Origin of the sequence: Loktanella fryxellensis (assembly GCF_900110065.1) — a bacterium.
GTDB lineage: Bacteria > Pseudomonadota > Alphaproteobacteria > Rhodobacterales > Rhodobacteraceae > Loktanella > Loktanella fryxellensis.
In genome coordinates this window covers 1-25,078 of sequence record NZ_FOCI01000030.1, presented here as the reverse complement: position 1 = coordinate 25,078, position 25,078 = coordinate 1, and the positions used below count along the sequence as shown (strand labels likewise).

Sequence of the window (25,078 nt, the reverse complement as noted above, 5' to 3'; positions counted from 1 at the left end):
CTGTGTGCCGCTGCTTGCGATGAACCTCCCGATCGCCTTCCAGCCACGCGTCTATAATCCCGGTGAAAGTGTCCAGCTTCGGCCGTTTGACCGGAGCCGTCCGCCGATATCCGGGCGGGACCGAGAACGCCATCATCTTCGCTACGCTGTCGCGCGAGACGTTGAAATGCCGCGCCGCTTCTCGCTGGCTCATGCCCTCAGCACAGGCCAGCCGAACCCTCCGATACAAATCCACGGTGAAAATCCTCCCGCCCTCCCTGTCGCCAGAAAGGGTAAAAGTGGACGACTTTTAAGCCGCCCGCAGCAGGCTCATCCCGCCGCTACCGTGGCCGACTTTTGCACCGCCGTTCTCACCCGGCACCGTGACCGCCGACGCCGACCAGCAGCCCGCGCTGACCATCACGAAGCGGATCCGCCCGGGCACCGCCGCCACGTTCGACGCGCCGGGCGACCTGTCCGATCCGGTCAATCCGAACAACCTCGTCTTCGACTTCATCGTCCGCAATGCCGGCAACGTCACGACGACCGATCCCATCACCGTTTCGGATTCCCTGATCCAGCCTGCACCGCTGACCTGCACGGAAGCGCCGCTTGCCCCCGGCGATCAGGTGATCTGCTCTTTGCCCTATGCACCGACCCAGGCGAATGTGGATGCGGGGCTCTTTGCGAACAGCGCCACCGCTGCGACCCAGTTCGGCGGGGACAGCGTGACGACCCCTGTGCCCGGCACCGTGACGGCCATCGCCGTGCGGCGCCCCGGTCTGGCTGTGGTCAAGTCGCTGGTCAGCCTTGCCAGCTTCTCTCCCGGTCAGATCGCGACGTACCGGTACGATCTGACGAACAACGGCAACACCACGATCACGGGGCCGATCACCGTCGACGACGACAAGATCCCCGGACCGATCGCATGTGGCGCGGCGAGCCTCGCGCCCGGTGGCACGACGAGCTGCACCGCGACATACAGGATCGCCGTGCGCGACGTGCAATTCGGCAGCGTGACGAACTCTGCCACCGGCACCAACGGGACGGTCACGTCGGATCCGACGTCGCTGACCATTCCGCCGGGGGCCGCACCGACCTTGTCGATCACCAAGACACCGCAAGTCGCAAGCTTCTCGACGGCGGGCGAGGTCATTCCATATACCTTCGTCGTCACGAACACATCCGCAGGCACCGCACCGCCTGCCTTCGTCGAACCCGTGGTGATCGTCGACGACAAGATCACGACGCCCATTTCCTGCCCTATCGTCGATGGTGACAACCCGCTCGAACCCACCGACAGCATTACCTGTACCGGCAGTTATACGGTCACGCAGGCCGACGTGGACGCGCTGCGTCCGGGTGCGACCAGTGGCTTCGTCATCAACAACGCCTTCGCCCGGTCGTCCTTCGCCGAAGAGGACGTTCTGTCTCCGGTCGTGCAGGCGCGTGTGGACGCTGTCGCAAACCCCGCGCTGACCGTCGCCAAGACGGCAGTCAACCAGACGAACCCCGGCCTGCCCGCCGCCGCGGATGACGTGATCCTGTTCACGATCGTGGCGCGGAATACCGGTAGTCAGACCTTGCAGGGTGTCACGATCACAGATCCCTTCGTCGGCACGTTGTCCTGCGATGTGGCGGCCCCCGTCACGCTGGCACCGCCGTCCGGCGCCACGCCGGGCGATGCGCTGACCTGCACGGGCACGTACACCGTGACGCAGGACGACGTGGATGCCGGCGCCGCCATCGCGAACACCGCCGGTGTGGACGCGACCACGCTGCAGGGAACGCCTGTGACCGGCGGCGACAGCACCACCTATCCCGTGGCAGAGCCCACCCCCGCGATGACGGTGACCAAGACCCTGATCCCGTCGGGAAGCCTGACCGATTACACAACGGCAGGTGAAACGCTGAGCTTCGGCATCGCTGTTGCGAATACGGGAAACATCACTTTGAACGACATCTCCGTGACCGACAGTCTGGTGCCGGGGACGTGCGACATCGCGACCCTCGCGCCGGGCGAGACCGATGCGACCTGCGTGTTCGCTCTTGTGGTGACGCAGGCGGACATCGACCGCGGCACGATCGACAACACGGCCACGGCCACGGCGCTGCCCGCCAATCCCGGCGCAGCGCCCCTGACCGAGACAGGGGTCGAGTCGCTGACCGGCCCCGATCGTCTGCCACGGATCGGTCTGTCCAAGACCGGGTCCGGAGAGGTGACGGCAGGTGACGGATCGCCGACGTTCAACGTGGCGGGCCAGACGCTTAACTATGTATATACCGTCGCCAACATCGGCAACGTGACACTGAACCGGCTGCCTGCCATCAGCGACGACCGCATCCCCAGCGTGATCTGCGACCCCCTGCCGGCAGGTGGACTGATGCCGTCGCAAACGCTGGAGTGTCGTGGCACGGACGTCGTCGATCAGGTCGACCTGAACGCGGGCTTCGTCACGAACAATGCCACCGCAACGATGGCGAACGAATACGGCGGTGATCCTCTGACGGCTGCGGCATCCGAAACCATCACCGCAATGGTCGAACCCGACGTCAGCATCAGCAAGGTCCCGTCCGTGACGACCGATGTGACCGCCGGCACGGAAGTGACCTATACCTATACCGTGCAGAACCCCGGCAACGTGACGTTGAACGACATCGCTCTTGTCGATTTCCACACCAGTGCGACGGGTCTTCAGCAGTTGCCGCTGACGGATGGCGGCCGGATCGCCAGCCTTCAACCGGGAGAGGAAGCGGTTCTGACTGCGACGTATACCGTGACGCAGGACGACATCGATTCCGGCAATGCGGTGCGAAACACTGTCAACCTGTCGTCAACCCTGACGGGTGGTGGCGCGGGTCCGACCGATACGGCCCGCGCACGGGTGGATCTTGCGCGGCCCGCACCCGCCATGACGGCGATCAAGACGGTGCCGTCGCTGCCTGCCACCCTCGTTGCCGGGACCGACATCGCATTCGAGATTGCGCTGACCAACACGGGCAACGTCACGCTGACCGAACCCGACCTGACCGACGATGTGCGCCGTATCGGTGGCACGACCGTCGTCGCGACACCCGCCGTGACCCTGTCGAGTGGTGACACCGGTGCCCCCGGCGTGTTCGAGGTGGGCGAAGCCCGCATTTATGCGGTGACCTATACGCTGACGCAGGCCGACATCGACGCAGGCGGGGTCACGAACAGCGTGACGGCTGCGGCAAACGATCTGCTCGGCAATCCCGTGACGGACGTGTCCGACAACGGGGCAGGGGACGGTGACGATCCGACCGTCGTGCCGGTGCAGGCCGCCGGTGCGATCGATGTGGTCAAGGTGGTCCAGACGCAGCCCGACCCCGTAATCCCCGGTGGCGTCGTCACATTCGAGATCAGCGTCGCGAACACCGGCAACGTCACCCTGACCGCGCCGATCCTGACCGAGGATCTGCGCCGCGCCGATGGCACCCCGATCACGCCGCAACCCGAGCCCGTTTTCGTGGCCGCCAGCGATGCGAACACCAACGGCACCCTCGATCTGGCAGAGGTCTGGCGCTGGACGGTCGAACATACGCTGACGCAGGACGACATCGACGCCGGAGGTCTGACCAACAGCGTGACCGCCGCGACGACCGATCCCTCTGGCACGGCGATCGAGGATGTGTCCGACAACGGCGACGATGCTGACGGGAATACGACGGACGATCCGGCGGTCTTTGCGGTCGTGCCGGCCCCGGCGCTTGATGTGACCAAGGTGGTCGCAGAGTCCGGGTCTGCCGTCGGCGACACGGTGATCTTCCGGATCACGGCTGTGAACACCGGGAACGTGACGCTGTCCGACCCGGTCCTGACCGACGACTTCACCCGTTTCGACGGCAGCACGATCACCGGGCGGGTACCGGTTCTGACCGGCGCGGGGGCGGCGGGCGATCCGCTTGCGCCACTAGCGACCCGGGTCTGGACACTGACCCATGTGCTGACACAGGCCGACGTGGACGCAGGTGGTCTGCGCAATACGGCGACGCTCAGTGCAGTCGCGCCGGGTGGCGCGGCCGTCAGTGACGTGTCCGACAACGGCGACGACGGCGACGGCAACACGGTCGACGATTCCACAGATCTGCCGATTGCGGGCAATTCCGGGCTCGAGATCGTGAAACAGGTGACGACGGCTGGCGTGATGGCAGGCGATCCGGTGGTGTTTACCCTGACGGCCACGAACACAGGCACGCTGAGCCTGTCGAATGTCACGCTGACCGACACCTTTACCCGCGCCGACGGTGTGGCGATCACGGGGGCCATGCCGGTGCCTGCGTCCCCCGCGACGGTGAACGATCCGATGCTGCCGACGCAGACGCGGGTGTGGACGCTGACCCACACGCTGACGCAGGCGGATATCGATGCGGGCGGTCTGCGGAACACCGCTCTCGCCAGCGGCACCGCGCCGAACGGCTCGACCGTCACTGACGTGTCGGACGACGGCGACGACGGCGACGGCAACGCCACGGACGATCCTACCGAGCTGCTGATCGCGCCCGCACCGCTGCTGGACGTGACGAAGGTCGTGTCGCGCGGCGGGTCCGAAGTGGGGGACAGTGTCGCGTTCACGATCACGGCGACCAACGTCGGCAACGTGACCCTGACCAACCCCGTGGTTGTCGACACGCTGACGGACCAGCTTGGCAACGCGCGCGCCACCGCAGACCCCGTGTTCGTCGCGGGCACGTCGGAGACGACGATCCAGGTGGGTGCAAGCAACCGGTACACCGTCACCTATGTCCTGACCCAGGCGGACATCGATGCAGGCGGCTTGCGCAACACCGCCACGGTGTCGGCAGAGTCGGCTGCCGGTGCACCGGTCAGCGATGTGTCGGACAATGGCGACGATACGGACGGCAACACGACCGACGATCCGACGGACCTGTCCGTCGCCCTCGCGGCTTCGCTGTCGGCCGTGAAGCAGATCGTGGCCGGTCCAGTGACCGTCGGCGGGCGGGTCATCTTCGACATCCGCGTGACCAATACGGGCAATGTCACGCTGCGGCAGGTCGCCATTGCCAGCGATACGTTGACCCGCGCCGACGGGACGGCCCTCACCCTGACCAATGGTCCGGTCCTGCGATCGACGGATCAGGGATCCGTGGCCGGGACCCTGGCCGTTGGCGAAACCGGCATCTGGCGCGCCAGCTATGTCCTGACGCAGGCCGACATCGACGCAGGCGGGATCAGCAACATTGCGGTCGCCACCGGGACCCCGTTGACGGGCAACCCCGTCACCGCGCAGACCCGCGACACGGACGAGGCGGACGGCAACCCTGCCACCGACCCGACCGAACTGATCGTGCCGATCAACCCCGCGCTGGTCGTCGACAAGGTTCTGTCCGCCGGTGGGCCCACGTTCAATGCCGTCGGTCAGACACTGTCGTTCCGGTTCGACGTCCGCAATACCGGCAACGTGAGGCTGGTGGACGGCATCGCGATCGACGATCCGTTGATCACCGATGCAGGCGGCACGGTCAGTTGTCCTGCGGGCCCGCTGGCACCGGGCGCCGCGATCAGCTGCACGGCCGACTATGCCGTGACGCAGGCGGACATCGACGCCGGTGGCGTGACCAACACGGCCACGGCGACAAGCGGCGCGGTCAGCAGCGCACCCGATGCGGTGACGGTGCCGGCCAGCCAGTCTCCGGCGTTGACGACCGTCAAGACCGCGGTGTCGATTTCGACCGGTGGCCAGACGTTCACGCAGATCGAACCGCAGTATTTCCAGATCGGTGCCGTCGTCGCCTACGATTACGTCGTCACGAATACGGGCAACACGACGGTCACTGCGCCGATCACGGTGACGGACAACCAGAACCCGGTGTCCTGCCCGGCCATTCCGGACGGCCTTGCGCCGCAGGCGGCGATCACCTGCACGGCGACCTATACGGTCGACGGCAACGACGTGGCGCTGGGCTCGGTGACCAACGTGGCCAGCGCCAGCGACGGGGCGACGACCAGCCCCCTGGTCAGCGAAACCGTGCCGCAAGGTGGCATGCCCGCGCTGGAGTTGGACAAGGCGCTGATCGCGATTGCGAACCCGGACGGCAGCCCGCAGACGGATCTGCAGTTCAACCAGATCGGCGACGAGCTGACCTATCGGTTCACGGTGACCAACACCGGCAACGCCGCCTATGCCCGCGACGTCGTCGTGGACGATGCTTTGCTCGCGGCTCCGCTGGTCTGCTTCGACTCGCAGAACAGCACGGTGAACCTCGCATCGATGGACTCCAGCGTCTGCGACGCGATCTATGTCGTGACGCAATCCGATCTGGACCGCGCGAGCATCCTGAACGAGGCGGTCGCGGCGACGATCTTCGGCCCGGACGGCAACACGACGACGGTGTCTTCGCGCCCCGCGCAGGTTCTGACACCCGCCGCAGCGCTGTCCGCCCTGACGTTGACCAAATCGGCGACGGTTCTGCCCATCAACGGCGCAGGTCAGGTGCTGACCTATACGCTGACGGTCGAGAATACGGGGAACCAGACGCTGACATCGATCGCGGTTTCGGATCCCCTGCTGCCCGCGCTGACCTGCGAACAGGGCAGGCTCGCGCCGCAGGGGGTCCTGACGTGCGATGGCCCCTATACGGTGACGCAGGCGGACATCGATGCCGGAACGCTGGTCAACACCGCCACCGTGACCGCCACGACACCGCAGGGCGCGGCCCGCACGGCGACCGATACGCTGACGCTGGATACGCCTGCGCCGGCCAACGATCTGCAACTGACCAAAGCCGCCAGCGTCGCAGCCTTCGGTCGCGTGGGCAGCACACTGACCTTCGATCTGATCGTGACGAACAACGGCAATCTGACCCTGACGGACCTTGTCCTGACGGATCCTGCCATCGATCCCGCCTACAGCTGCACCGTCGCCAGCCTGGCGCCGGGCGCCAGCGACAGCACCTGCACGGTTGCGCGGACCGTGACGCAGGCCGACGTGGACGCAGGCATCCTGACCAACACCGCCTTCGTTACTGGCCGCGACGCACGCGGAAACCCGGTCACGGCCGAAGGGTCGGCCAGCGTGCCAAGCCAGCCGCGCACCAGCGCGCTTGATGTGACAAAGGTCCTGACCCAGACCGGCGCGAACGTCGGCGACACGGTGACGTTCGAGATCACGGCCCTGAACGCGGGCGATGTCACGCTGCGCGATCTGGCGATTGCCGACACGTTCACCCGACTTGACGGGTCGGAGATTGTGACACAGGCGCCGGTCCTTGTCGGGCCCGGTGCTGCCACGGACCCGTTGAACCCCGGCGATGTGCGTGTCTGGACGCTGGATCATGTCCTGACGCAGGACGATCTGGACGCGGGCGGATTGCGCAACTCTGCCACCGTCAGCGGCGTGGATCCGGCAGATGCACCGGTCAGCGACGTGTCCGACAACGGAAACGACGCGGACGGCAATGTCGTCGACGATGCGACGCTGCTGCCACTGATTGCAGGACCGGCCATCGACCTTGAAAAGCGGCTGACGACGTCGGGCGCGGTTGCCGGCGACACGGTGGTCTTCACCATCACGGCCACCAACGTGGGCAACGTCAGCCTGTCCGATCTGACTTTGACGGATACGTTCACGCGTGCAGACGGCACCGCGATCGTGGGGACCACGCCGATGCCCTCCGATCCTGCCACCGTCGACGACCCGTTGCGGCCGGGCCAGTCACGTCTGTGGACGCTGACCTATGCATTGACGCAGGCGGACATCGACGCAGGCGGACTTGCCAACACGGCCAGCATCACGGCGACCGATCCCGCAGGCGATCCTGCAGGCGACGTGTCGGACAACGGGATCGACGACGATGGCAACACGACCAACGATCCGACCCTGCTGCCGATTTCCGGTGCGCCTGGCCTGAACGTGACCATGGTCGTGGCCACGCCCGGCACCGCTGTCGGCGATACCGTGACCTACGAGATTTCGGTCACGAACACCGGCAACGTGACCCTGATGGGCCTCGTGGTGACCGACACCATGACGGCACTCGACGGCACCCCACGCGGCGCCCGAGATGTGACGTTCGCCCGCGGAACCGATGCCACCATTCTGGGTGTCGGACAGACCAACGTCTATGACGTGGCCTATGTCCTGACGCAGGCCGACTTCAACGCCGGCGGGGTCGCCAACGTGGCCACGGCGATGGCGCCTGTGATGGGCGGCGGCTTGTTGACGGATACCTCCGACGACGGTGACGACACCGATGGCAATACCGTCGACGATCCGACGGTGCTGTTCCTCGACTCCGACGCGGCGGTTGCGGTCACCAAATCGGTCGGCATTCCCCGGCGCGAGGCTGCTGACCGGGTGGTCTATTCGTTCACCATTACCGTCGAAAACACCGGCAACGTGACGCTGACGGGCCTGCAGATCGCCGATGACCTGCGCGGCTTCGCGGCACCGTCCCGCGTGGTGTCGGTGACGGTGCCACAGGCGGCGGGTTTCGCAGGCACGGGTGGCGCAGCGGGCGCTTTCGACGGCGTCCGGCAGACCGGAACGCTGCAGGGCGACGTGTCCCTTGCTCCTGGCGACATCGGCACGGTCCGCTTTTCCGTCGTCCTCGATCCGACCCAAGGTTACCCGGCGCAGGACAACGTGGCCGAAGTCACTGCCGATCAGATCGCCGATCCGGCGACGGGTACCGTCGCGGTGCCTGCGCTTCCGGCCGCGAATGTGCGGGTAGTGAAGGTCGCCGATACGGAATCGGCGCTGCTGGGCGGGACGGTCGGCTATACCCTGACGTTCGAGAACCTGAACAACAGCATCGAGACCGGTCTGACCTTCGTGGATGCTCTGCCCGACGGGCTGAGCTTTACCCCCGGCACGGCGCGTTACGACGGCGCCGACACGCCGCAGCCGACAATCCGCGGTGATCTGCTGGAGTGGAGCGACATCACGCTGGCGCCACGTCAGACGGTCACGATCACCCTCGACGCCCGCGTGACGGACAGCGACGGCGACCTGACCAACAGGGCCTATGTGCTGGACGCGGGACGGGCCGTCATCTCGAACAGGGCAGAGGCGACGGTGTCGCGCCGCCCCGAGGCCGTCTTCGATTGTGGCGACGTCATCGGCAAGGTCTTCGACGACCGCAACCTGAACGGCTATCAGGATGGCGTGGCCCCCGAAGACCGCAGTGCGATCACCGACCAGACCTATGACGAGGACAAGGTCCAGACGCAGGCCGATCAGCAGTCCGAGGGTGAGCCGGGTCTGGCAGGCGTGCGGCTGGCGACGGTCAATGGAACGATCATCACGACGGATGCCTACGGTCGGTTCAGCGTACCCTGCGCAGAACTGCCTGCCGCCATCGGATCGAACTTCACGCTGAAGCTCGACACGCGCACCTTGCCCACGGGCTACACCGTGACGACGGAAAACCCGCGCACGGTGCGTCTGACCCCGGGCACGGTGGCCAAGCTGAACTTCGGCGCGGCGATCGCGAATGTGGTCGACATCGATCTGACGGGTGCCGCGTTCGTGGGGTCCACGGCGGACCCGGTTGCGGCGCTGCCTGCGGGGGTCGACGCCCTGCTGGAACAGATCCGCGACGTGCCGTCGGCCATCAGGCTCAGTTACTATACGGATGGCGAAGATCGCGCCCTGGCACGTGCGCGTCTGGATGCCGTCGAGAGCATGATCCAATCGAAGTGGCGGGGGGGCGGGGCATATCGCCTGCAGATCGAGCGTTCGATACAGGCGCTGGAATAGGATGGACATGATGATGCGGCAATTCAATCGCGGCGGTTCCGTCCTGAAGGCCCTTCTGGCGGCCACGGCTCTGTCCGGGGCGGCCACTGCGACGATCGCGCAGACCGACACCGGCTTTGCCATCTCGCTGAATGGCGCACCCGTTGCGGGTGACCGGGCCATCGTCGAACGTGTCCGCACGGTCGATATCGCGCTGGCCGATGCCGACATCCGCGTGACGTTCGATGGTCTTGGAGCCGAACCGCGCCTCGATCTGGAACAATCGCCGGGTGCCACCGACGGTGCCGTCGTCCTGCGGTCCGCGCTGAACTATCCTGCCTACGTGGACCGGGGCGAAATGCGGATCGTTGACCTGGCCGCTCTTTGCGGTCCGCGCGTCGTGTCCGTCGTGCCGGTCGATCCCAATGGCGAAGTGTCCGTCGATCTGCCGCAGGGCGACGATCTGTTCGTCGTGCACCGGGTCTATGATGCATCCGGTCGGTACGACGAAACCGCAGCGCAGCCCCTTGGTGCCGATCTGCCGATGGGCAGCGTGGCCGACGTCGAGGAAGGCCGCGATACCCTGCGTCGGCGTGGCATCCCCGTCTTCGGCGGCGCGGTCACGGTGTCCGGTGCCAGTGTCGTTCAGGGCGCGCAGGTGCAGGCGCTGGGCGAAATCCTGCGCCCCGATCCCGCAGGTCGCTTTGTCATCCAGCGCATCCTGCCGCAAGGCACCTACGAAGTGGACGTCAGCGTCACCGGGCCCGGTCAGTCGACAGATCTGACGCGCGACGTGACGATCCCCGCCGCCGACTGGCTTGCGGTCGGCACGGCGGACCTGACCTTCGGCACCCGCACGGGCGGACGCGACGACACGTCCGACACCTATGCGACAGGACGCCTTGCCGGGTTCGTCAACGGACGCACCGCTACCGGATACGAGGTCACGGCCTCTGTCGATACGGGCGAAGGACCGCTCGACACCCTCATTCGCGATTTGGATGAAAAGGACCCGCGCCAGCTGCTGCTGCGTGTCGATCCAGCGGACGACTATCCGACCTTCGGCGACGATTCAGAGATCGTCGATCTGACGCCGACCTCTGGCAAGATCTATGTGCGTGTCGCGCGAGAGGGGAATTTCGTCCAGTTCGGCGATTTCGTGGCCGCCTTGGGTGACAACGTCTTCGTGCGCAACGACCGGACGCTGTATGGCGCACAGGCCCATGTGGAATCCCGTGACCAGACGGTGTTCGGCACGCCGCTGCGTCAGGCGACGGTCCATGCGGCACAACCAGAGCAGATCCCGCAGCGCGAGGCGTTCGTCGGCACGGGCGGGTCGGTCTATTTCCTGCAACAGCAGGACATCGCACGCGGGACAGAGCAGCTTTTCGTGCAGGTCCGCGACCCCCAGTCCGACCGCATCATCGACAGCAAGGTTCTGGTGCCGGGCGTCGATTACCAGATCAACTACATTCAGGGCATCGTCACCCTGTCGCGGCCCCTGTCCAGCACCAGTGGCGATGGCCTGATCACGTCGACAGGGTCGCGCCGCGACGACGTGGTCCTCGTGGCGCAGTACGAATACACGCCCGTCGCGGGCGATGTGGACGGTTACGCGACCGGCGTGCGACTGGAAGGCTGGCTGACGCCGCAACTGCGGGTCGGTGTGGCGGGCACACAGGACGATACGGGATTGCGCGACCATCGGCTGGTCGGTGGCGACATCCTGTTCGCCCCGTCCGAACGCACCTATCTGCGCATCGACGCAGCCGAAAGCGATGGGCAGGGCATCGACACGCTGCTGTCCTTCAACGGTGGTCTGAACAGCGAAACGCAAGCGGCCGCTGCCGGTCAGGGCCGGTCCCTGCGGGTCGAGGGACGCGCCGATCTGGCGGATCTGGGGATCGCGCAGGAAGGTGTCCTCGGCGGTTACGCAGAGCGGCGTGACGAGGGATTCTCCTCTCTCGACACGCAGGTCACGGAAACGACCGGGGACGAGGACCTGTGGGGCGTCTTTGGCGACCTCCGTGTCTCGGACGCGTCCACGCTGAAGCTGAGCTACGATAGCTATACCAATGAAACCGGTGACGAGGACCTCGAGGGAGAAGCGGAACTGACCACCCAAGCGTCAGAGCGCGTGTCCTACACGCTGGGGGCCGTCCGCATCGACCGGGACGACGCCCGTGAAGAAGGCAACCGCACGGACGTCGCCGCCCGGCTGACCTATGCTTTCGACGACAGCGTCTCGGCCTTTGTCATCGGCCAGAAAACCGTGGACCGCGATGGTCTGGACCGCAATGACCGTGTCGGTCTGGGCGTGATCTACGACACCGGCACCGGCTGGGTCATCGAGGGTGAGGTGTCCGACGGCAATCAGGGGGCGGGTGCGCGTGCACTCGCGGTGCGGACGGACGCGTCCGGCGATACGCAGTACATCGGATACACGCTGGACCCCGAACGCGATCTGGACGGGCTTGACCTGATCGGCCGCGATCGGGGGCGTGTCGTCGTGGGCGGCAGGCGGACCGTGTCGGAAACGGTCTCGATCTTCGGAGAGAACACCTACGACATGTTCGGTCAGCGCGAGTCCCTCACCTCCGCCTACGGCGTGACCTACCGGGCGAACGCGGCGCTGACGACGACCATCGCGTACGAAATGGGACAGGTGCAGGACAGTCTGTCGAACGATTTCGACCGCCATGCGATCTCGGTTGGGGCAGCCTATGCGACCGAGGATCTGACGGCAAACGGGCGCATCGAATATCGCACAGAGGATGGAACGCTGTCGGATGCGCCGCTGGACAACGACACGATCCTGACGTCCATGGATCTGACCTACAAGATCGACGAGACGCAGCGCATCCTGTTCAGCGCCGATAGCCTGCGGTCGCGCAGTGATCAGGCGTCGTTCCGCGACGGCGATTACAGCGACGTATCCTTGGGATACGCGTTGCGTCCGATCGAAAACGATCGGTTCAACATGCTGGCACGCTATCGCTACCTCGACGATCAGGTCGGCCAACGGCTGGACGGAACGGACGATCTGGGTCCGGTGCAGCGCAGTCACGTGGTCAGCCTCGATGCGTCGTATGATGTGAACCGCTTCTGGACGCTGAACGGCAAGGTTGGCTATCGCAGCGCCGAAACGGCAACGGACCGTGACGCCACCTTCGCGCGCAACGACGCGGCGCTGGCGGTCATCGGCGCACGCTATCATCTGGTGAACGAGTGGGACATGCTGGCAGAGCTGCGCCACCTGGCACTGACCACGGCTGACGTGACAGAAACGGGTGCCCTGATCGCGGCGTTCAAACAGATCAACGGCAATGTGCAGATCGGTGCGGGCTACAACTTCAGTCATTTTTCCGACGACCTGACCGATCTGACATACGACGATCAGGGCGTGTTCCTGAACATCGTGGCGAAGTATTGATACACGCCACAGTGGATTGATCCATCGCGGCGCAAAGCGCTGTGACGGCGGTTTCGTAGGCTGCCGTCGCGTGGCCGTTCGGATCTGGCGGGTGGACCTGCCGATCAAGCCACTCCGCACCGGAGGGACCTTGCATCGCGGTGCGGTCACCATGGCGATGGTGGAACCTGCACCGACAACGCGATCCTTGCACGTCGGGACACGTGCCCACAGGACCTGACGGACGGCGAGGCGTCGACGGGTGCGCGGATGTCCGGGGACCCAGGACGACGCTCAGGTCCCGTCACCCTCGGGAGGGCAGAGGTGGATCGCGGTTTGCCATGTGGCACATCGAGAGGCGAGGTCCGTCAGCACCGGAGCGTCGGTCAGGAAATCGTTGATCTCCGACAGCGATCCGATCCGGGCGGGGGCCTTGCGTTTGAACTTGGTCTGGTCGGCGATCAGCATCCGCCGGCGGGAATGGCGCAGGATCGTCTGACTGACGCCGACCTCGTGCAGGTCGAAATCCAGGATGTCACCGTCCTGGTCGATGGCGGAACAGCCGATCACACCGATGTCGAACTTGAACTGCCGGATCGCCGCGGTCGTGATCTCTCCCGTCAGGCCGCCATCCGACTGGCGCAACGATCCCCCCGTCACGATCACCTCGCAGTCGGGATTGCGCGACAGGATGTTGGCGACGTTCATGTTGTTGGTCACGACCAGCAGGTTGCGATGATGCAGCAATTCGGTCGCGACCGCTTCGGTGCTTGTTCCGATGTTGAGGAAGATCGCGCAATCCTCCGGGATCAACCGCGCGCAGGCCTTGGCCATCGCGGTCTTGCCCTCGGCGTTCAGGCGGCGACGTTCCTCATAGGCGATGTTGACGGTGCCTGACGGCAGCACCGCGCCGCCGTGGACCCGCTCCAGCTTGCCGGCGTCGGCAAGTTCGCTCAGATCGCGGCGGATCGTCTGCAGGGTGACGCCCAGATGCTCTGCAAGATGGTCCACCGTGACCTTTCCGTCGCGTCTGGCGATGTCCAGGATTTCGAGATGGCGAATCGAAAGTGACATGATGGATTCCGTGATGCAGGAGCAAGGGCCCGATGAACGGCTCCCCGTCGCATCGGCGTCATGTGCGCAAATGTGCACTCTGGTCAGCCTTACGCAGAATACGGGGAAACGATAGCAAAACTTGCCCGCCATACCGACGAATTGGCGATGGAATCCAAAAACCGAACATAAACGAAAAAATCTGCTTTCTATTTCCGTGCAACGCGCCGATAGTTCTGCCAAGCGGATTTGGGAGGATCCAACGTGACGCGTGACGCAGGCATCTGCGACCTGTTGGTCGTCGGCGGTGGCATCAATGGATGCGGCATCGCGCGGGATGCCGCAGGTCGCGGTCTGTCGGTGACGCTGGCCGAGATGTCGGATCTGGCGTCGGCGACCTCGTCCGCCTCGACCAAGTTGTTCCATGGCGGGCTGCGGTACCTCGAATACTTCGAATTCCGCCTTGTGCGCGAGGCGCTGATCGAGCGCGAGACGCTGCTGCGCGCCATGCCGCACATCAGTTGGCCGATGCGTTTCGTGCTGCCCTATCACGCCAGCATGCGGTTCGAAGGCGATACGCCGACGAGCAAGCTGATGGCGGCGGTCATGCCATGGATGCGCGGCCGCCGTCCCGCGTGGCTGATCCGGCTGGGACTTCTGATGTACGACACGCTGGGGGGCCGCAAGATCCTGCCGGGCACCAGCACGCTCGACCTGACGCGCGGGCCGGAGGGTGCGCCACTGAAGGACATGTTCAGCACGGCCTATGAATACAGCGATTGCTGGATCGAGGATTCGCGGCTGGTCGCCCTGAACGCCCGCGACGCCGAGGCGCGGGGTGCCACCATCCTGACGCGCATGCGGGTCGTCTCGGCCAAGGCCGAGTCCGGGATCTGGATCGTCACGTTGCAGGACGTGGACAGCGGCGCGCAGCGCAGCCTGCGCGCCCGCATGGTCGTGAATGCAGGCGGGCCGTGGGTCGGACAGATCCTGCGTCAGCAGATCGGGTCGAACAGTCACGATGACGTGCGGCTGGTGCGCGGCAGCCATATCGTGACGCGGCGTCTGTTCGATCACGACAAATGCTATTTCTTTCAGGGCACCGACGGGCGCATCATGTTCGCGATCCCCTACGAGACGGACTACACCCTGATCGGCACGACCGATCAGGAACATGCGGATCTGTCGCAAAAGCCGGTCTGCACGCCGCAAGAGCGCGACTACATGATCGACTTCGTGAACGGCTATCTGAAGACGCCGATCACGGCCGACGACATCGTGTGGACCTATGCAGGTGTCCGGCCTCTCTTTGACGAAGGGGGCGGTTCCGCGACGGCCGCCACCCGCGACTATACCCTGAAGCTCGACGACAGTGCCGGTGCACCGGCGCTGAACATCTTCGGCGGCAAGATCACGACCTATCGCAGGCTGGCCGAAGCGGCGCTGGACAAGATCGGGCAGCGTCTGGATGTGGCGCAGGGACCGTGGACCGCCGGCGTGCCGCTGCCCGGCGGTGATTTCCCCGTGGACGGAGTGGAGCGTCTGATCGCAGAACTGGCGTCCGGTTATCCTTTCCTGACGCAGGCGTGGGCGCGTCGCCTGATCCGGGCCTACGGCACGGATGCACGGTTGATCCTGGGACAGGCGCGGGGTGCCGCCGATCTGGGGCAGGATTTCGGCGCGACCCTGACCGCGGCCGAGGTGGACTGGCTGATGACGCACGAATTCGCCCGTACCGCCGAAGACATCCTGTGGCGGCGCAGCAAGCTGGGCCTGCGTCAGGCCGACGCCGCTGCCATCGACGCCTACATGGCCGCCCGTTGCCCGCACCTGAAGGATATCGCATGACACTCGAACTCAAGGGCGTCAGCCATGTCGTCGGTGCGCAGACCCATATCCATCCGACCGATCTGACACTGGAAAACAGCACGATGAACGTGCTGCTGGGGCCGACCTCGTCCGGCAAGACGACGTTGATGCGGCTGATGGCCGGGCTCGACGCCCCCACGCAGGGGCGCATCCTGTGGAACGGTCAGGACGTGACCGGCGTGCGCGTGCAGGACCGCAAGATCGCGATGGTTTATCAGCAGTTCATCAACTACCCCGCGATGACCGTCTACGACAACATCGCCTCGCCTCTGCGGCTCCTCGGCCTCGATCGCGCCGGGATCGACGCCCGCGTGCGCGCCACCGCCGAGATGATGCGCCTGACACCGATGCTGGACCGCAAGCCGCTGGAGCTGTCGGGCGGCCAACAGCAGCGCTGTGCGCTGGCCCGCGCACTGGTCAAGAACGCGGGGCTGGTGCTGCTGGACGAACCGCTGGCCAACCTCGACTACAAGCTGCGCGAGGAGTTGCGCGCCGAGATCCCCCGCATCTTCGCTGAATCCGGGTCGATCTTTGTCTATGCAACGACAGAGCCGGAAGAGGCGCTGTTGCTGGGCGGGCGGTGCGCCACCTTGTGGGAGGGTCGCGTGACGCAGTTCGGGCCGACCGCACAGGTCTATCGCAACCCGCAGGACACCACCACGGCGCGGGTGTTTTCCGACCCGCCGATGAATTTCCTGACCGTGGACAAGCGTGGCGACCGGATGCATTTCGGTCAGGCTGCCTCGATGCCCGCCGTGGGCGGCGATCTGGCGGACGGGACCTATCAGCTTGGCTTTCGACCGAACCACCTGTCGCTGGAACCGGGGCCGGGCACGATCACGTTCGACACGACCCTGAGCGTGATGGAGATCACCGGGTCGGAAACCTTCGTCCATGTGGCCCACGGCAACGCCCGCTGGGTCGGCCTGATCCACGGCATCCGCCAACTGACACCCGGTCAGCCGCTGCCCGTGCATCTGGACCCATCTCGCATCTATGTCTTCGGTCAGGGCGGCGCCCTCGTCGCATCCGCCCCTTATGCGGAGGCGGCGTAGCATGGCGCGGATCACCCTCGACAACCTCGCGCATTCCTATCTGACCTATCCGCGCGGGCCGGAAGATTTCGCGCTGAAGGAACTGAACCACGATTGGGCGGACGGCGAGGCCTATGCCCTGCTGGGTGCGTCGGGCTGTGGCAAGTCCACGTTGCTGAACATCATCTCGGGCCTGCTGATCCCCAGTCAGGGGCGTGTGCTGTTCGACGGGCGCGACGTGACGACCGCACCGACGGCGGAACGCAACATCGCGCAGGTGTTCCAGTTTCCCGTGGTCTACGACACGATGACCGTGCGCCAGAACCTTGCCTTTCCGCTGAAGAACCGGGGCATGGAGGCTGCCGAGATCGCGCGCCGCGTCCAGAAGGTCGCGGCCATGATCGACATGGAGGCGCAGCTCGACCGCAAGGCGCGGGGCCTGACGGCGGATGCCAAGCAGAAGATCAGCCTTGGTCGCGGCATGGTCCGCGAGGACGTGAACGCGCTGCTGTTCGATGAGCCGCTGACGGTGATCGACCCGCACATGAAGTGGGAACTGCGCACGCAGCTCAAGAAGCTGCATCACGATTTCGGCCACACGATGATCTACGTCACCCACGACCAGACCGAGGCGCTGACATTCGCCGACAAGGTGGTGGTGATGCACGACGGGCGCGTGGTGCAGATCGGCACGCCGCAGGACCTGTTCGAGCGGCCCGCGCATACCTTCGTGGGCTATTTCATCGGCTCTCCGGGCATGAACCTGTTCGATGCCACGCTGGATGCGACGTCGAATGGGCGCCACGCGCGTATCGGCGATGCGACGGTCGATCTGACACAGCCCTATGCCGCCACCGGGCGCGTGCAGGTCGGCGTGCGGCCCGAGTTCATCCGTCTGGCCGCTGGCGGCGACGGCATTCCCGCCCAGATCACGCGGATCGAGGACGTGGGCCGCCACAAGATCGTGCGGCTGCACGCAGCAGGGCGCGACATCAGTGCCCTGATCGGCGAGGGCGAGGCGATCCCCGCGGATACCGACCGGATTACCTTTGCGCCGCAGGGGGTCAACGTCTACGCGGACGACTGGCGCGTCGCACCGGGGGGAGAATCCAGATGAACAAGACCGTCAACCAGAAGGCGTGGTTCCTGATCCTGCCGGTTCTGATCCTCGTCGCATTCTCTGCCGTCATCCCGCTGATGACGGTGGTGAACTATGCGGTGCAGGACACGTTCGGCAACAACGAATTCTTCTGGGCCGGTCTGTCCTGGTTCGAGGACATGCTGCAGTCCGACCGGATGTGGGACGCGCTGGGGCGGCAACTGCTGTTTTCCGCGATCATCCTTGCGATCGAGGTGCCGCTGGGCATCCTCGTGGCGCTGAACATGCCCAAGAAGGGGTTCTGGGCGTCGTTCTGTCTGGTGGTGATGTCGCTGCCGCTGCTGATCCCGTGGAACGTGGTCGGCACGATCTGGCAGATCTTCGGGCGCGTGGACATTGGTCTGCTGGGACACACGCTGGCCGCACTCGGGTTCGATTACAACTACACGCAGGACACGTTCGACGCCTGGGTGACGGTGATCGTGATGGACGTGTGGCACTGGACCTCGTTGGTGGCGCTCTTGGCCTATGCGGGTCTGCGGTCGATCCCCGACGCCTATTATCAGGCGGCCAAGATCGATCAGGCCAGCCGCTGGGCCGTGTTCCGCTATATCGAGCTGCCGAAGATGGCGGGCGTGCTGATGATCGCCATCCTGCTGCGCTTCATGGACAGCTTCATGATCTACACCGAACCCTTCGTGCTGACGGGCGGCGGGCCGGGCAATGCCACCACATTCCTGTCCATCGATCTGGTCAAGATGGCGCTGGGCCAGTTCGATCTGGGACCCGCGGCGGCGTTCAGCCTGATGTATTTCCTGGTCATCATGGCGATCTCTTGGGTGTTCTACACGGTGATGACGACGCTCGACAAAAGGGATGGCATCTGATGACCGACGCATCGTCTGCACGCGCGGCCCCCATGACCATCGCCGCACCGCGCACCGCCACACGCCGCCTGCGTCCGTCGGGCAGCGCCGTGGTGATGGGTCTGTATCTGCTGTTCCTGATGCTGCCGATCTACTGGCTGCTGAACATGAGCCTCAAGACCAATGCGGAAATCCTCGGCGCGTTCAGCCTGTGGCCCCGCGATCTGACATTCGCCAACTATCAGACGATCCTGACCGACCCGAGCTGGTACATGGGCTACGTCAATTCGCTGATCTACGTGGTGATGAACACCGCGATCAGCCTGCTCGTGGCGCTGCCCGCCGCCTATGCGTTCAGCCGCTACAGCTTCATGGGGGACAAGCATCTGTTCTTCTGGCTGCTGACGAACCGCATGGCGCCGCCCGCCGTGTTCGCGCTGCCGTTCTTCCAGCTCTATTCCAGCATCGGCCTGTTCGACACCCACATCGCCGTGGCGCTGGCGCATTGCCTCTTCAACGTGCCCCTCGCGGTGTGGATCCTCGAAGGGTTCATGCGCGGTGTGCCCAAGGAGATCGACGAGACGGCCTATATCGACGGGTATTCGTTTCCGGCGTTCTTCATCAAGATCTTCACCCCGCTGATCGCCAGCGGCATCGGGGTCGCGGCGTTCTTCTGCTTCATGTTTTCCTGGGTGGAACTGCTGCTGTCGCGCACGCTGACGTCGGTGGACGCCAAGCCCATCGCTGCCACCATGACCCGCACGGTGGGCGCGGCGGGCGTGGACTGGGGCGTGCTGGCGGCGGCGGGCATCCTGACGATCCTGCCGGGGGCCTTGGTGATCTATTTCGTCCGCAACTACATCGCCAAGGGCTTTGCCCTGGGACGGGTGTGATGACGCTCAGGGGAGGGACAGCAAATGCTTGACTGGATGGCCTGGACCTGGCCCACGGCGGCCTTCTTTGGGGTGATCGCGACCCTGCTGACCCTCTTCACAGTGCTGGCGATCAAATACCCCGAGGTGCCGCGCAAGGGCGTGCTGCGCATCGAGACGACCCGCGGCGACAGGCTCTACATCTCGCTGCTGGGGTCCGCCTTCATCAATCTGGCGTGGCTGGGGCTGGAAGTCGGCCCACAGCCCTACGCGCTGATCGTCTGTCTGGTCTATGCCGCGGCGGTGTTCCGCTGGGTCTAGGCCATGTCAAATCCCGGTCCAGACCATCGGATCGGTTCGTCTGCGTTCACATTCAGGGAGGAAACCTACAATGAACGTCTTGTTGAAATCGACCACGGCACTGGGGCTGGCACTCGCCATGTCGCAGCCTGCGTGGGCCGACATGGCTGCGGCCACGGCCTTTCTCGACGCTGAGATCGGCGACGTCTCGACCCTGACCCGGGCCGAGCAGGAAGCCGAGATGCAGTGGTTCGTCGACGCCGCCGCACCGTTCCAGGGGATGGAGATCAACGTCGTGTCGGAAACGATCACGACCCACGAATACGAGGCGCAGGTGCTGGCCCCTGCCTTTACTGCGATCACCGGGATCACGGTCAACCATGACCTGATCGGCGAAGGCGACGTGGTGGAAAAACTGCAGACCCAGATGCAGTCCGGCGAGAACATCTACGACGCGTACGTCAACGACTCCGACCTGATCGGCACCCACTGGCGCTATCAACAGGTCCGCAACCTGACCGACTGGATGGCCGGTGAAGGCGCCGCCGTCACGTCGCCGACGCTGAACCTCGACGATTTCATCGGGACAGAGTTCACGACCGCCCCCGATGGCAAGCTGTACCAACTGCCGTCACAGCAGTTCGCGAACCTGTATTGGTTCCGCTACGACTGGTTCAACGACGAACAGAACAAGGCCGACTTCCTGGCTGAATACGGCTACGATCTGGGCGTCCCGGTGAACTGGTCCGCCTACGAGGATATCGCCGCCTTCTTTACCGGTCGCGATCTGTCCCGCATGGGGGTCACCGATGCGGTCTATGGCAGCATGGACTATGGCAAGAAGGACCCGTCGCTGGGCTGGCGTTACACCGACGCGTGGATGTCGATGGCCGGCATGGGCGACGTGGGCGAACCCAACGGTCTGCCGGTCGACGAATGGGGCATCCGCGTGAACGAGAACTCGCAGCCCGTGGGCGCCTGCGTGACGCGCGGCGGGGCCACGAACTCTCCGGCCGCGGTCTATGCGGTGGACAAGGCGATCGACTGGCTGACGAACTACTCGCCGCCGTCCGCCATGGGCATGACCTTCTCGGAGGCAGGTCCGGTTCCGGCACAGGGCAACATCGCCCAGCAGATGTTCATGTACACGACCTTCGTGGCGCCGCTTGTCGCCTCCGACGCCGTGATGAACGAGGACGGAACGCCGAAGTGGCGGCTCGCCCCCAGCCCGCACGGCGTCTATTGGGAAGAAGGCATGAAGGTCGGCTATCAGGACGTAGGATCCTGGACGCTGATGGAATCCACCCCCGTGGATCGCGCACAGGCCGCATGGCTTTACGCGCAGTTCGTCACCTCGATGACCGTCGACGTCAAGAAGTCCGACGTGGGCCTGACGTTCATCCGGGACTCGACGATCAACTCCGACCACTTCACCGAACGCGCGGACAAGCTGGGCGGTCTGGTCGAGTTCTATCGCTCGCCCGACCGCGTGCGCTGGTCGCCCACGGGCACCAACGTGCCGGACTACCCCAAGCTGGCGCAATTGTGGTGGCAGAACATCGGCGACGCCATGTCCGGTGCCAAGACCGCGCAGGAGGCGCTGGATCAGCTCTGTGCCGATATGGAAGACGTCATGACCCGTCTGGAACGGGCCGGCGTGCAGGGTGACCTGGGCCCGGTGATGGGTGAAGAGCAGGATGCCGAATTCTGGCTGAACGAGCCCGGCGCACCCAAGCCCGCGCTGGAGAACGAGGACGAAGAGCCGCAGACCATCGGCTACGACGAACTCGTGGCGTCCTGGAACCAGTAAACGAAACGCCTTGGCCGGGACGCACGCCAGCGCCCCGGCCTTTTCATGTTCGCAAGGTGGCGCAGACCCGGACGTATCAGGCAGGTCATGCGGATGACCCGCCGTTGTGCGCAACTTGCGCCCCGTGCGCCGCGGGTCCATGCCTCTGAAACGTCCCCTTGCCGCCGATGTTTCGCTGATCGCACTCAATGACCTGCGCTTCGATCTGACGGACGCAGCCTTGCGCGTCAGATGTCGCGCAGGTCCTCGGGCAGCAGCGCGGTCGGCATGTTCTGGTAGCAGACCGGACGCAGGAAGCGCCGGATCGCCAGCGTGCCCACCGACGTGGCGCCGAAGTTGGTGCTGGCGGGGAAGGGGCCGCCATGGACCATGGCGTCCGCGACCTCGACCCCGGTGGGCCAGCCGTTGACCAGCAGGCGGCCCGCCTTGCGTTCGAGGACCGGGACAAGCGCCTGCGCCAGTGCCGTGTCGGCATCATCCATCTGCAGGGTGCAGGTCAGTTGCCCATGCAGGGCGCTGGCGATGGTGGCCATGTCGGCGTCCGATCCGGCACGGATCACGATGCCGGCGGGGCCGAACATCTCGATGGCAAGGCTGTCGTTCGCCAGCCAGTCGGCGGCATCCACGACGAACAGCGCGGGGCCTGCGCTGCGACCGGTCCCCGGCACATGCAGGCGGGTGTCGACCTCTGGCGCGCCTGCGATGCTCTCGACGCCACGGCGATAGCCGTCTGCGGTGCCCAACGTCAGCATCGCGGCGGGGGCCATGTCCTGCAACGCGGCGGCGGCGGCGGTGATGAAGGCATCGGCGTCCGCAGCGGGGATCACGACGACGCCGGGGTTGGTGCAGAACTGCCCGGTGCCCATGGTCAGTGACGCGGCCCAGCCGGTGCCCAGGGCCGCGGCCCGCGCGGCGGCGGCGGCAGGCAGCACGAACACCGGGTTGATCGCACCCAACTCGCCGAAGAACGGGATCGGCTCCGGCCGTGCCATCGCCAGATCGAACAGCGCCTTGCCACCGCGGTAGGAGCCGGTGAAGCCCACGGCGCGGGTCAGCGGGTGCTGCACCAATGCCTCGCCGGCCTCGTTCGTGTTCGACTGGATGAGGCCGAAGGTGCCGGCGGGCATGCCCGTCTGGAGGATGGCGGCGGCGATAGCCTGCGCCACGATCTCTGTGGTCGCAGGGTGGCCGGGGTGGCCCTTGTACACCACGGTGCAGCCTGCGGCGAGGGCGGCTGCGGTATCGCCACCGGCGGTCGAGAAGGCGAGGGGAAAGTTCGACGCACCGAACACCGCGACGGGTCCGATGGGGCGCTGCACCATCCGCAGGTCGGGGCGTGGCAGGGGCGCGCGGTCCGGCAGGGCGGCGTCGTGACGCCGGTCGAGGTGATCGCCCCGCCGCAGATGGTCCGCGAAAAGCCGCAACTGCATGCAGGTGCGCCCCCGCTCGCCGATCAGGCGGGCAGCGGGCAATCCCGTCTCGGCGCTGCCATGGGCGGTCAGGGCATCGCCGCGCGCGTCGATCTGGTCCGCGATGGCGTCGAGGAACGCGGCGCGGTCGGTGCGGCTGGTCCAGCCGTAAATGGCGAAGGCCGCCTCGGCGGCCTGCATCGCCGCATCCACCTGTGCGGTCCCCGCCGACAGTACGGTGACGGGATCGCCGGTGACGGGGTCGGAGGTGAAGGGCACCCCGCCCCCGACCCAGTCGCCGTCGATCAGGTGGTGTCCGGTCAATGCGGTCATGGTGGTCTCCTAGGGGTCAGTCGTGGAACGCGGCCACGGTCGTGCGGCGGCCCAGCAGAAAGGCATCTGCCACGTGGGCAAGCGGGCTCGTGTCCACGTCGGACTGGCCCGCCTCGATCAGCTCGGCGAAGCGGTGGTAGAGGCCCGGATATTCGCCGATCCCCGCGACTGTCTGCAGCACGCCGTCGATGTGCAGGGTGGCCCCGCCATCGGTCAGGCGCAACTCGCCGTCCGTCGTCTGCACCGTAATGGTCCAGCTTTGCGGCCCCTCTTGGCGCCAGTCGAAGGCCGCATCGACTCGCAGCCCGGCCGCACCGGCAAAGACAAGGTCGGCGGCGATGGGCGTGTCGCGGTTGGCGGGGAACGCCAGCGTGGCGGCGGTCAGGTGCACGGGCTGCGGCAGGACCGCGGTCATGATCGACAGGGCGTTGATGCCCGGATCAAACACGCCGAGGCCGCCGGCCTGCCAGATCCAGTCCTGACCCGGATGCCAGCGGCGCACGTCCTCGCGCCAGTCGATCTGCACATGGGTGATCCGGGCATCGCGCAGATGCGCGCGGGCCCGTGCGACGCCCGCCGCGTGCCGCGAATGCCATGTGGCGAACAGGGTCACACCCTTGGCGCGGGCCAGGCGTTCGAGCTTGTGCACTTCGGACACCGTGGCGCCGGGGGGCTTTTCCAGCATGACGTGCTTGCCCGCCGCCAGCGCCGCCATGGCGATGTCGAACCGCGGCACGGGCGGCATGCACAGCGACACCACGCCGATGTCGGGCCGGGCGGCCAGCAGGGCCGCGATGTCGGTGTGATTCTCGACCCCGTCCACGCCGCCGGACCGGCTGACGGTCGCTGTCAGATGGAAGGCGTCGGATCTGGCGATGGCGGGGATGTGCTGGTCGCGGGCGATCTTGCCGATACCCAGCAGGGCGATGGGTTCGCTCTTCAGCTGCCGCCCCATGCCGCCCGCGCCTGCGCCCCTCATGCCTGCCTCTTTAATGACTGTCACGGGGCACCTCGCGTCCACGGCAGCCCTTGAGGATGCCGAAGTCGGCCCCGGTATCGGCCCCCTCGACCATGTCCACGAAGAGCTTGGAGTAGCCGCTGGCGAACATCGGTGCCGCCGGCTGCCATGCGGCCAGACGGGCGGCCAGTTCGGCGTCACTGATGTCCAGATGGATGCGCCGGGCGGCCACGTCGAGTTCGATCATGTCGCCGGTGCGCACCACGGCCAGCGGTCCGCCCGCCGCCGCCTCCGGCGCGGTATGCAGCACGACGGTGCCATAGGCGGTGCCGGACATGCGCGCGTCGCTGATGCGGACCATG

The 25,078-nt window shown here is 65.8% G+C and carries 13 protein-coding genes and 1 pseudogene; 9 read left to right on the top strand and 5 right to left on the bottom strand.

All coding sequences use genetic code 11. The features are described 5' to 3' along the window. Positions 1-235, bottom strand: a 235-nt coding sequence (locus BMX16_RS15445; RefSeq protein ID WP_425434041.1) for a helix-turn-helix domain-containing protein, incomplete at its 3' end; no start/stop codon positions are given. Positions 236-362: 127 nt separating this feature from the next. Here BMX16_RS15445 and BMX16_RS15440 point away from each other — a divergent pair. Both BMX16_RS15440 and BMX16_RS15435 read left to right on the top strand, forming a co-directional pair. After that, entirely contained in the window at positions 363-9,722 is a 9,360-nt protein-coding gene (locus BMX16_RS15440) for a DUF7507 domain-containing protein (protein WP_089905425.1), read from the top strand. 7 nt (positions 9,723-9,729) lie between these two features. Next, on the top strand, positions 9,730-13,134 hold the full coding sequence (locus tag BMX16_RS15435; protein WP_245731619.1) for a porin family protein: 3,405 nt from the start codon (positions 9,730-9,732) through the stop codon (positions 13,132-13,134). A gap of 273 nt (positions 13,135-13,407) precedes the next feature. On the opposite strand, the gene BMX16_RS15430 is transcribed toward BMX16_RS15435, so the two are convergent. Further along, positions 13,408-14,187, bottom strand: coding sequence for a DeoR/GlpR family DNA-binding transcription regulator (locus tag BMX16_RS15430; RefSeq protein WP_089905424.1), 780 nt, complete (start codon positions 14,185-14,187; stop codon positions 13,408-13,410). Positions 14,188-14,430: 243 nt separating this feature from the next. Between BMX16_RS15430 and glpD the strand changes: the two genes are divergently transcribed. From glpD to BMX16_RS15395, 7 genes are all read left to right on the top strand, one after another. Further along, positions 14,431-16,014 (top strand): glycerol-3-phosphate dehydrogenase, encoded by a 1,584-nt coding sequence (gene glpD, locus BMX16_RS15425; RefSeq protein WP_089905421.1) that lies wholly within the window; start codon positions 14,431-14,433, stop codon positions 16,012-16,014. Next, entirely contained in the window at positions 16,011-17,090 is a 1,080-nt protein-coding gene (locus BMX16_RS15420; RefSeq protein WP_089905418.1) for an ABC transporter ATP-binding protein, read from the top strand. The genes glpD and BMX16_RS15420 overlap by 4 nt, the downstream gene beginning before the upstream one ends. A gap of 1 nt (position 17,091) precedes the next feature. Beyond that, entirely contained in the window at positions 17,092-18,186 is a 1,095-nt protein-coding gene (locus BMX16_RS15415) for an ABC transporter ATP-binding protein (RefSeq protein WP_089905416.1), read from the top strand. Beyond that, positions 18,183-19,055, top strand: coding sequence for a carbohydrate ABC transporter permease (locus tag BMX16_RS15410; protein ID WP_089905414.1), 873 nt, complete (start codon positions 18,183-18,185; stop codon positions 19,053-19,055). The genes BMX16_RS15415 and BMX16_RS15410 overlap by 4 nt, the downstream gene beginning before the upstream one ends. Continuing rightward, positions 19,055-19,927 carry a carbohydrate ABC transporter permease gene (locus BMX16_RS15405; protein WP_177174699.1) on the top strand — a complete coding sequence of 291 codons (873 nt, stop codon included), beginning with the start codon at positions 19,055-19,057 and terminating at the stop codon, positions 19,925-19,927. Before BMX16_RS15410 ends, BMX16_RS15405 begins: the two co-directional genes overlap by 1 nt. Before the next feature lie 24 nt (positions 19,928-19,951). After that, entirely contained in the window at positions 19,952-20,227 is a 276-nt protein-coding gene (locus BMX16_RS15400) for a DUF2160 domain-containing protein (protein ID WP_089905412.1), read from the top strand. Positions 20,228-20,297: 70 nt separating this feature from the next. Further along, complete coding sequence (locus BMX16_RS15395; protein WP_089905411.1) at positions 20,298-22,016, top strand: ABC transporter substrate-binding protein; 1,719 nt, start codon at positions 20,298-20,300, stop codon at positions 22,014-22,016. A 227-nt stretch (positions 22,017-22,243) separates the two neighbouring features. Here the strand turns inward: BMX16_RS15395 and BMX16_RS15390 are convergent, their stop codons facing one another. The 3 genes and pseudogenes from BMX16_RS15390 to BMX16_RS15380 form a co-directional block, all read right to left on the bottom strand. Then, positions 22,244-23,758, bottom strand: coding sequence for an aldehyde dehydrogenase (NADP(+)) (locus BMX16_RS15390; RefSeq protein WP_089905409.1), 1,515 nt, complete (start codon positions 23,756-23,758; stop codon positions 22,244-22,246). A 16-nt stretch (positions 23,759-23,774) separates the two neighbouring features. Further along, positions 23,775-24,737, bottom strand: a complete 963-nt coding sequence (locus BMX16_RS15385) for a Gfo/Idh/MocA family protein (protein ID WP_245731617.1) — start codon at positions 24,735-24,737, stop codon at positions 23,775-23,777. Between the two features lie 10 nt (positions 24,738-24,747). Next, a pseudogene (locus tag BMX16_RS15380) lies at positions 24,748-25,078 on the bottom strand (dihydroxy-acid dehydratase domain-containing protein); the annotation flags it as partial.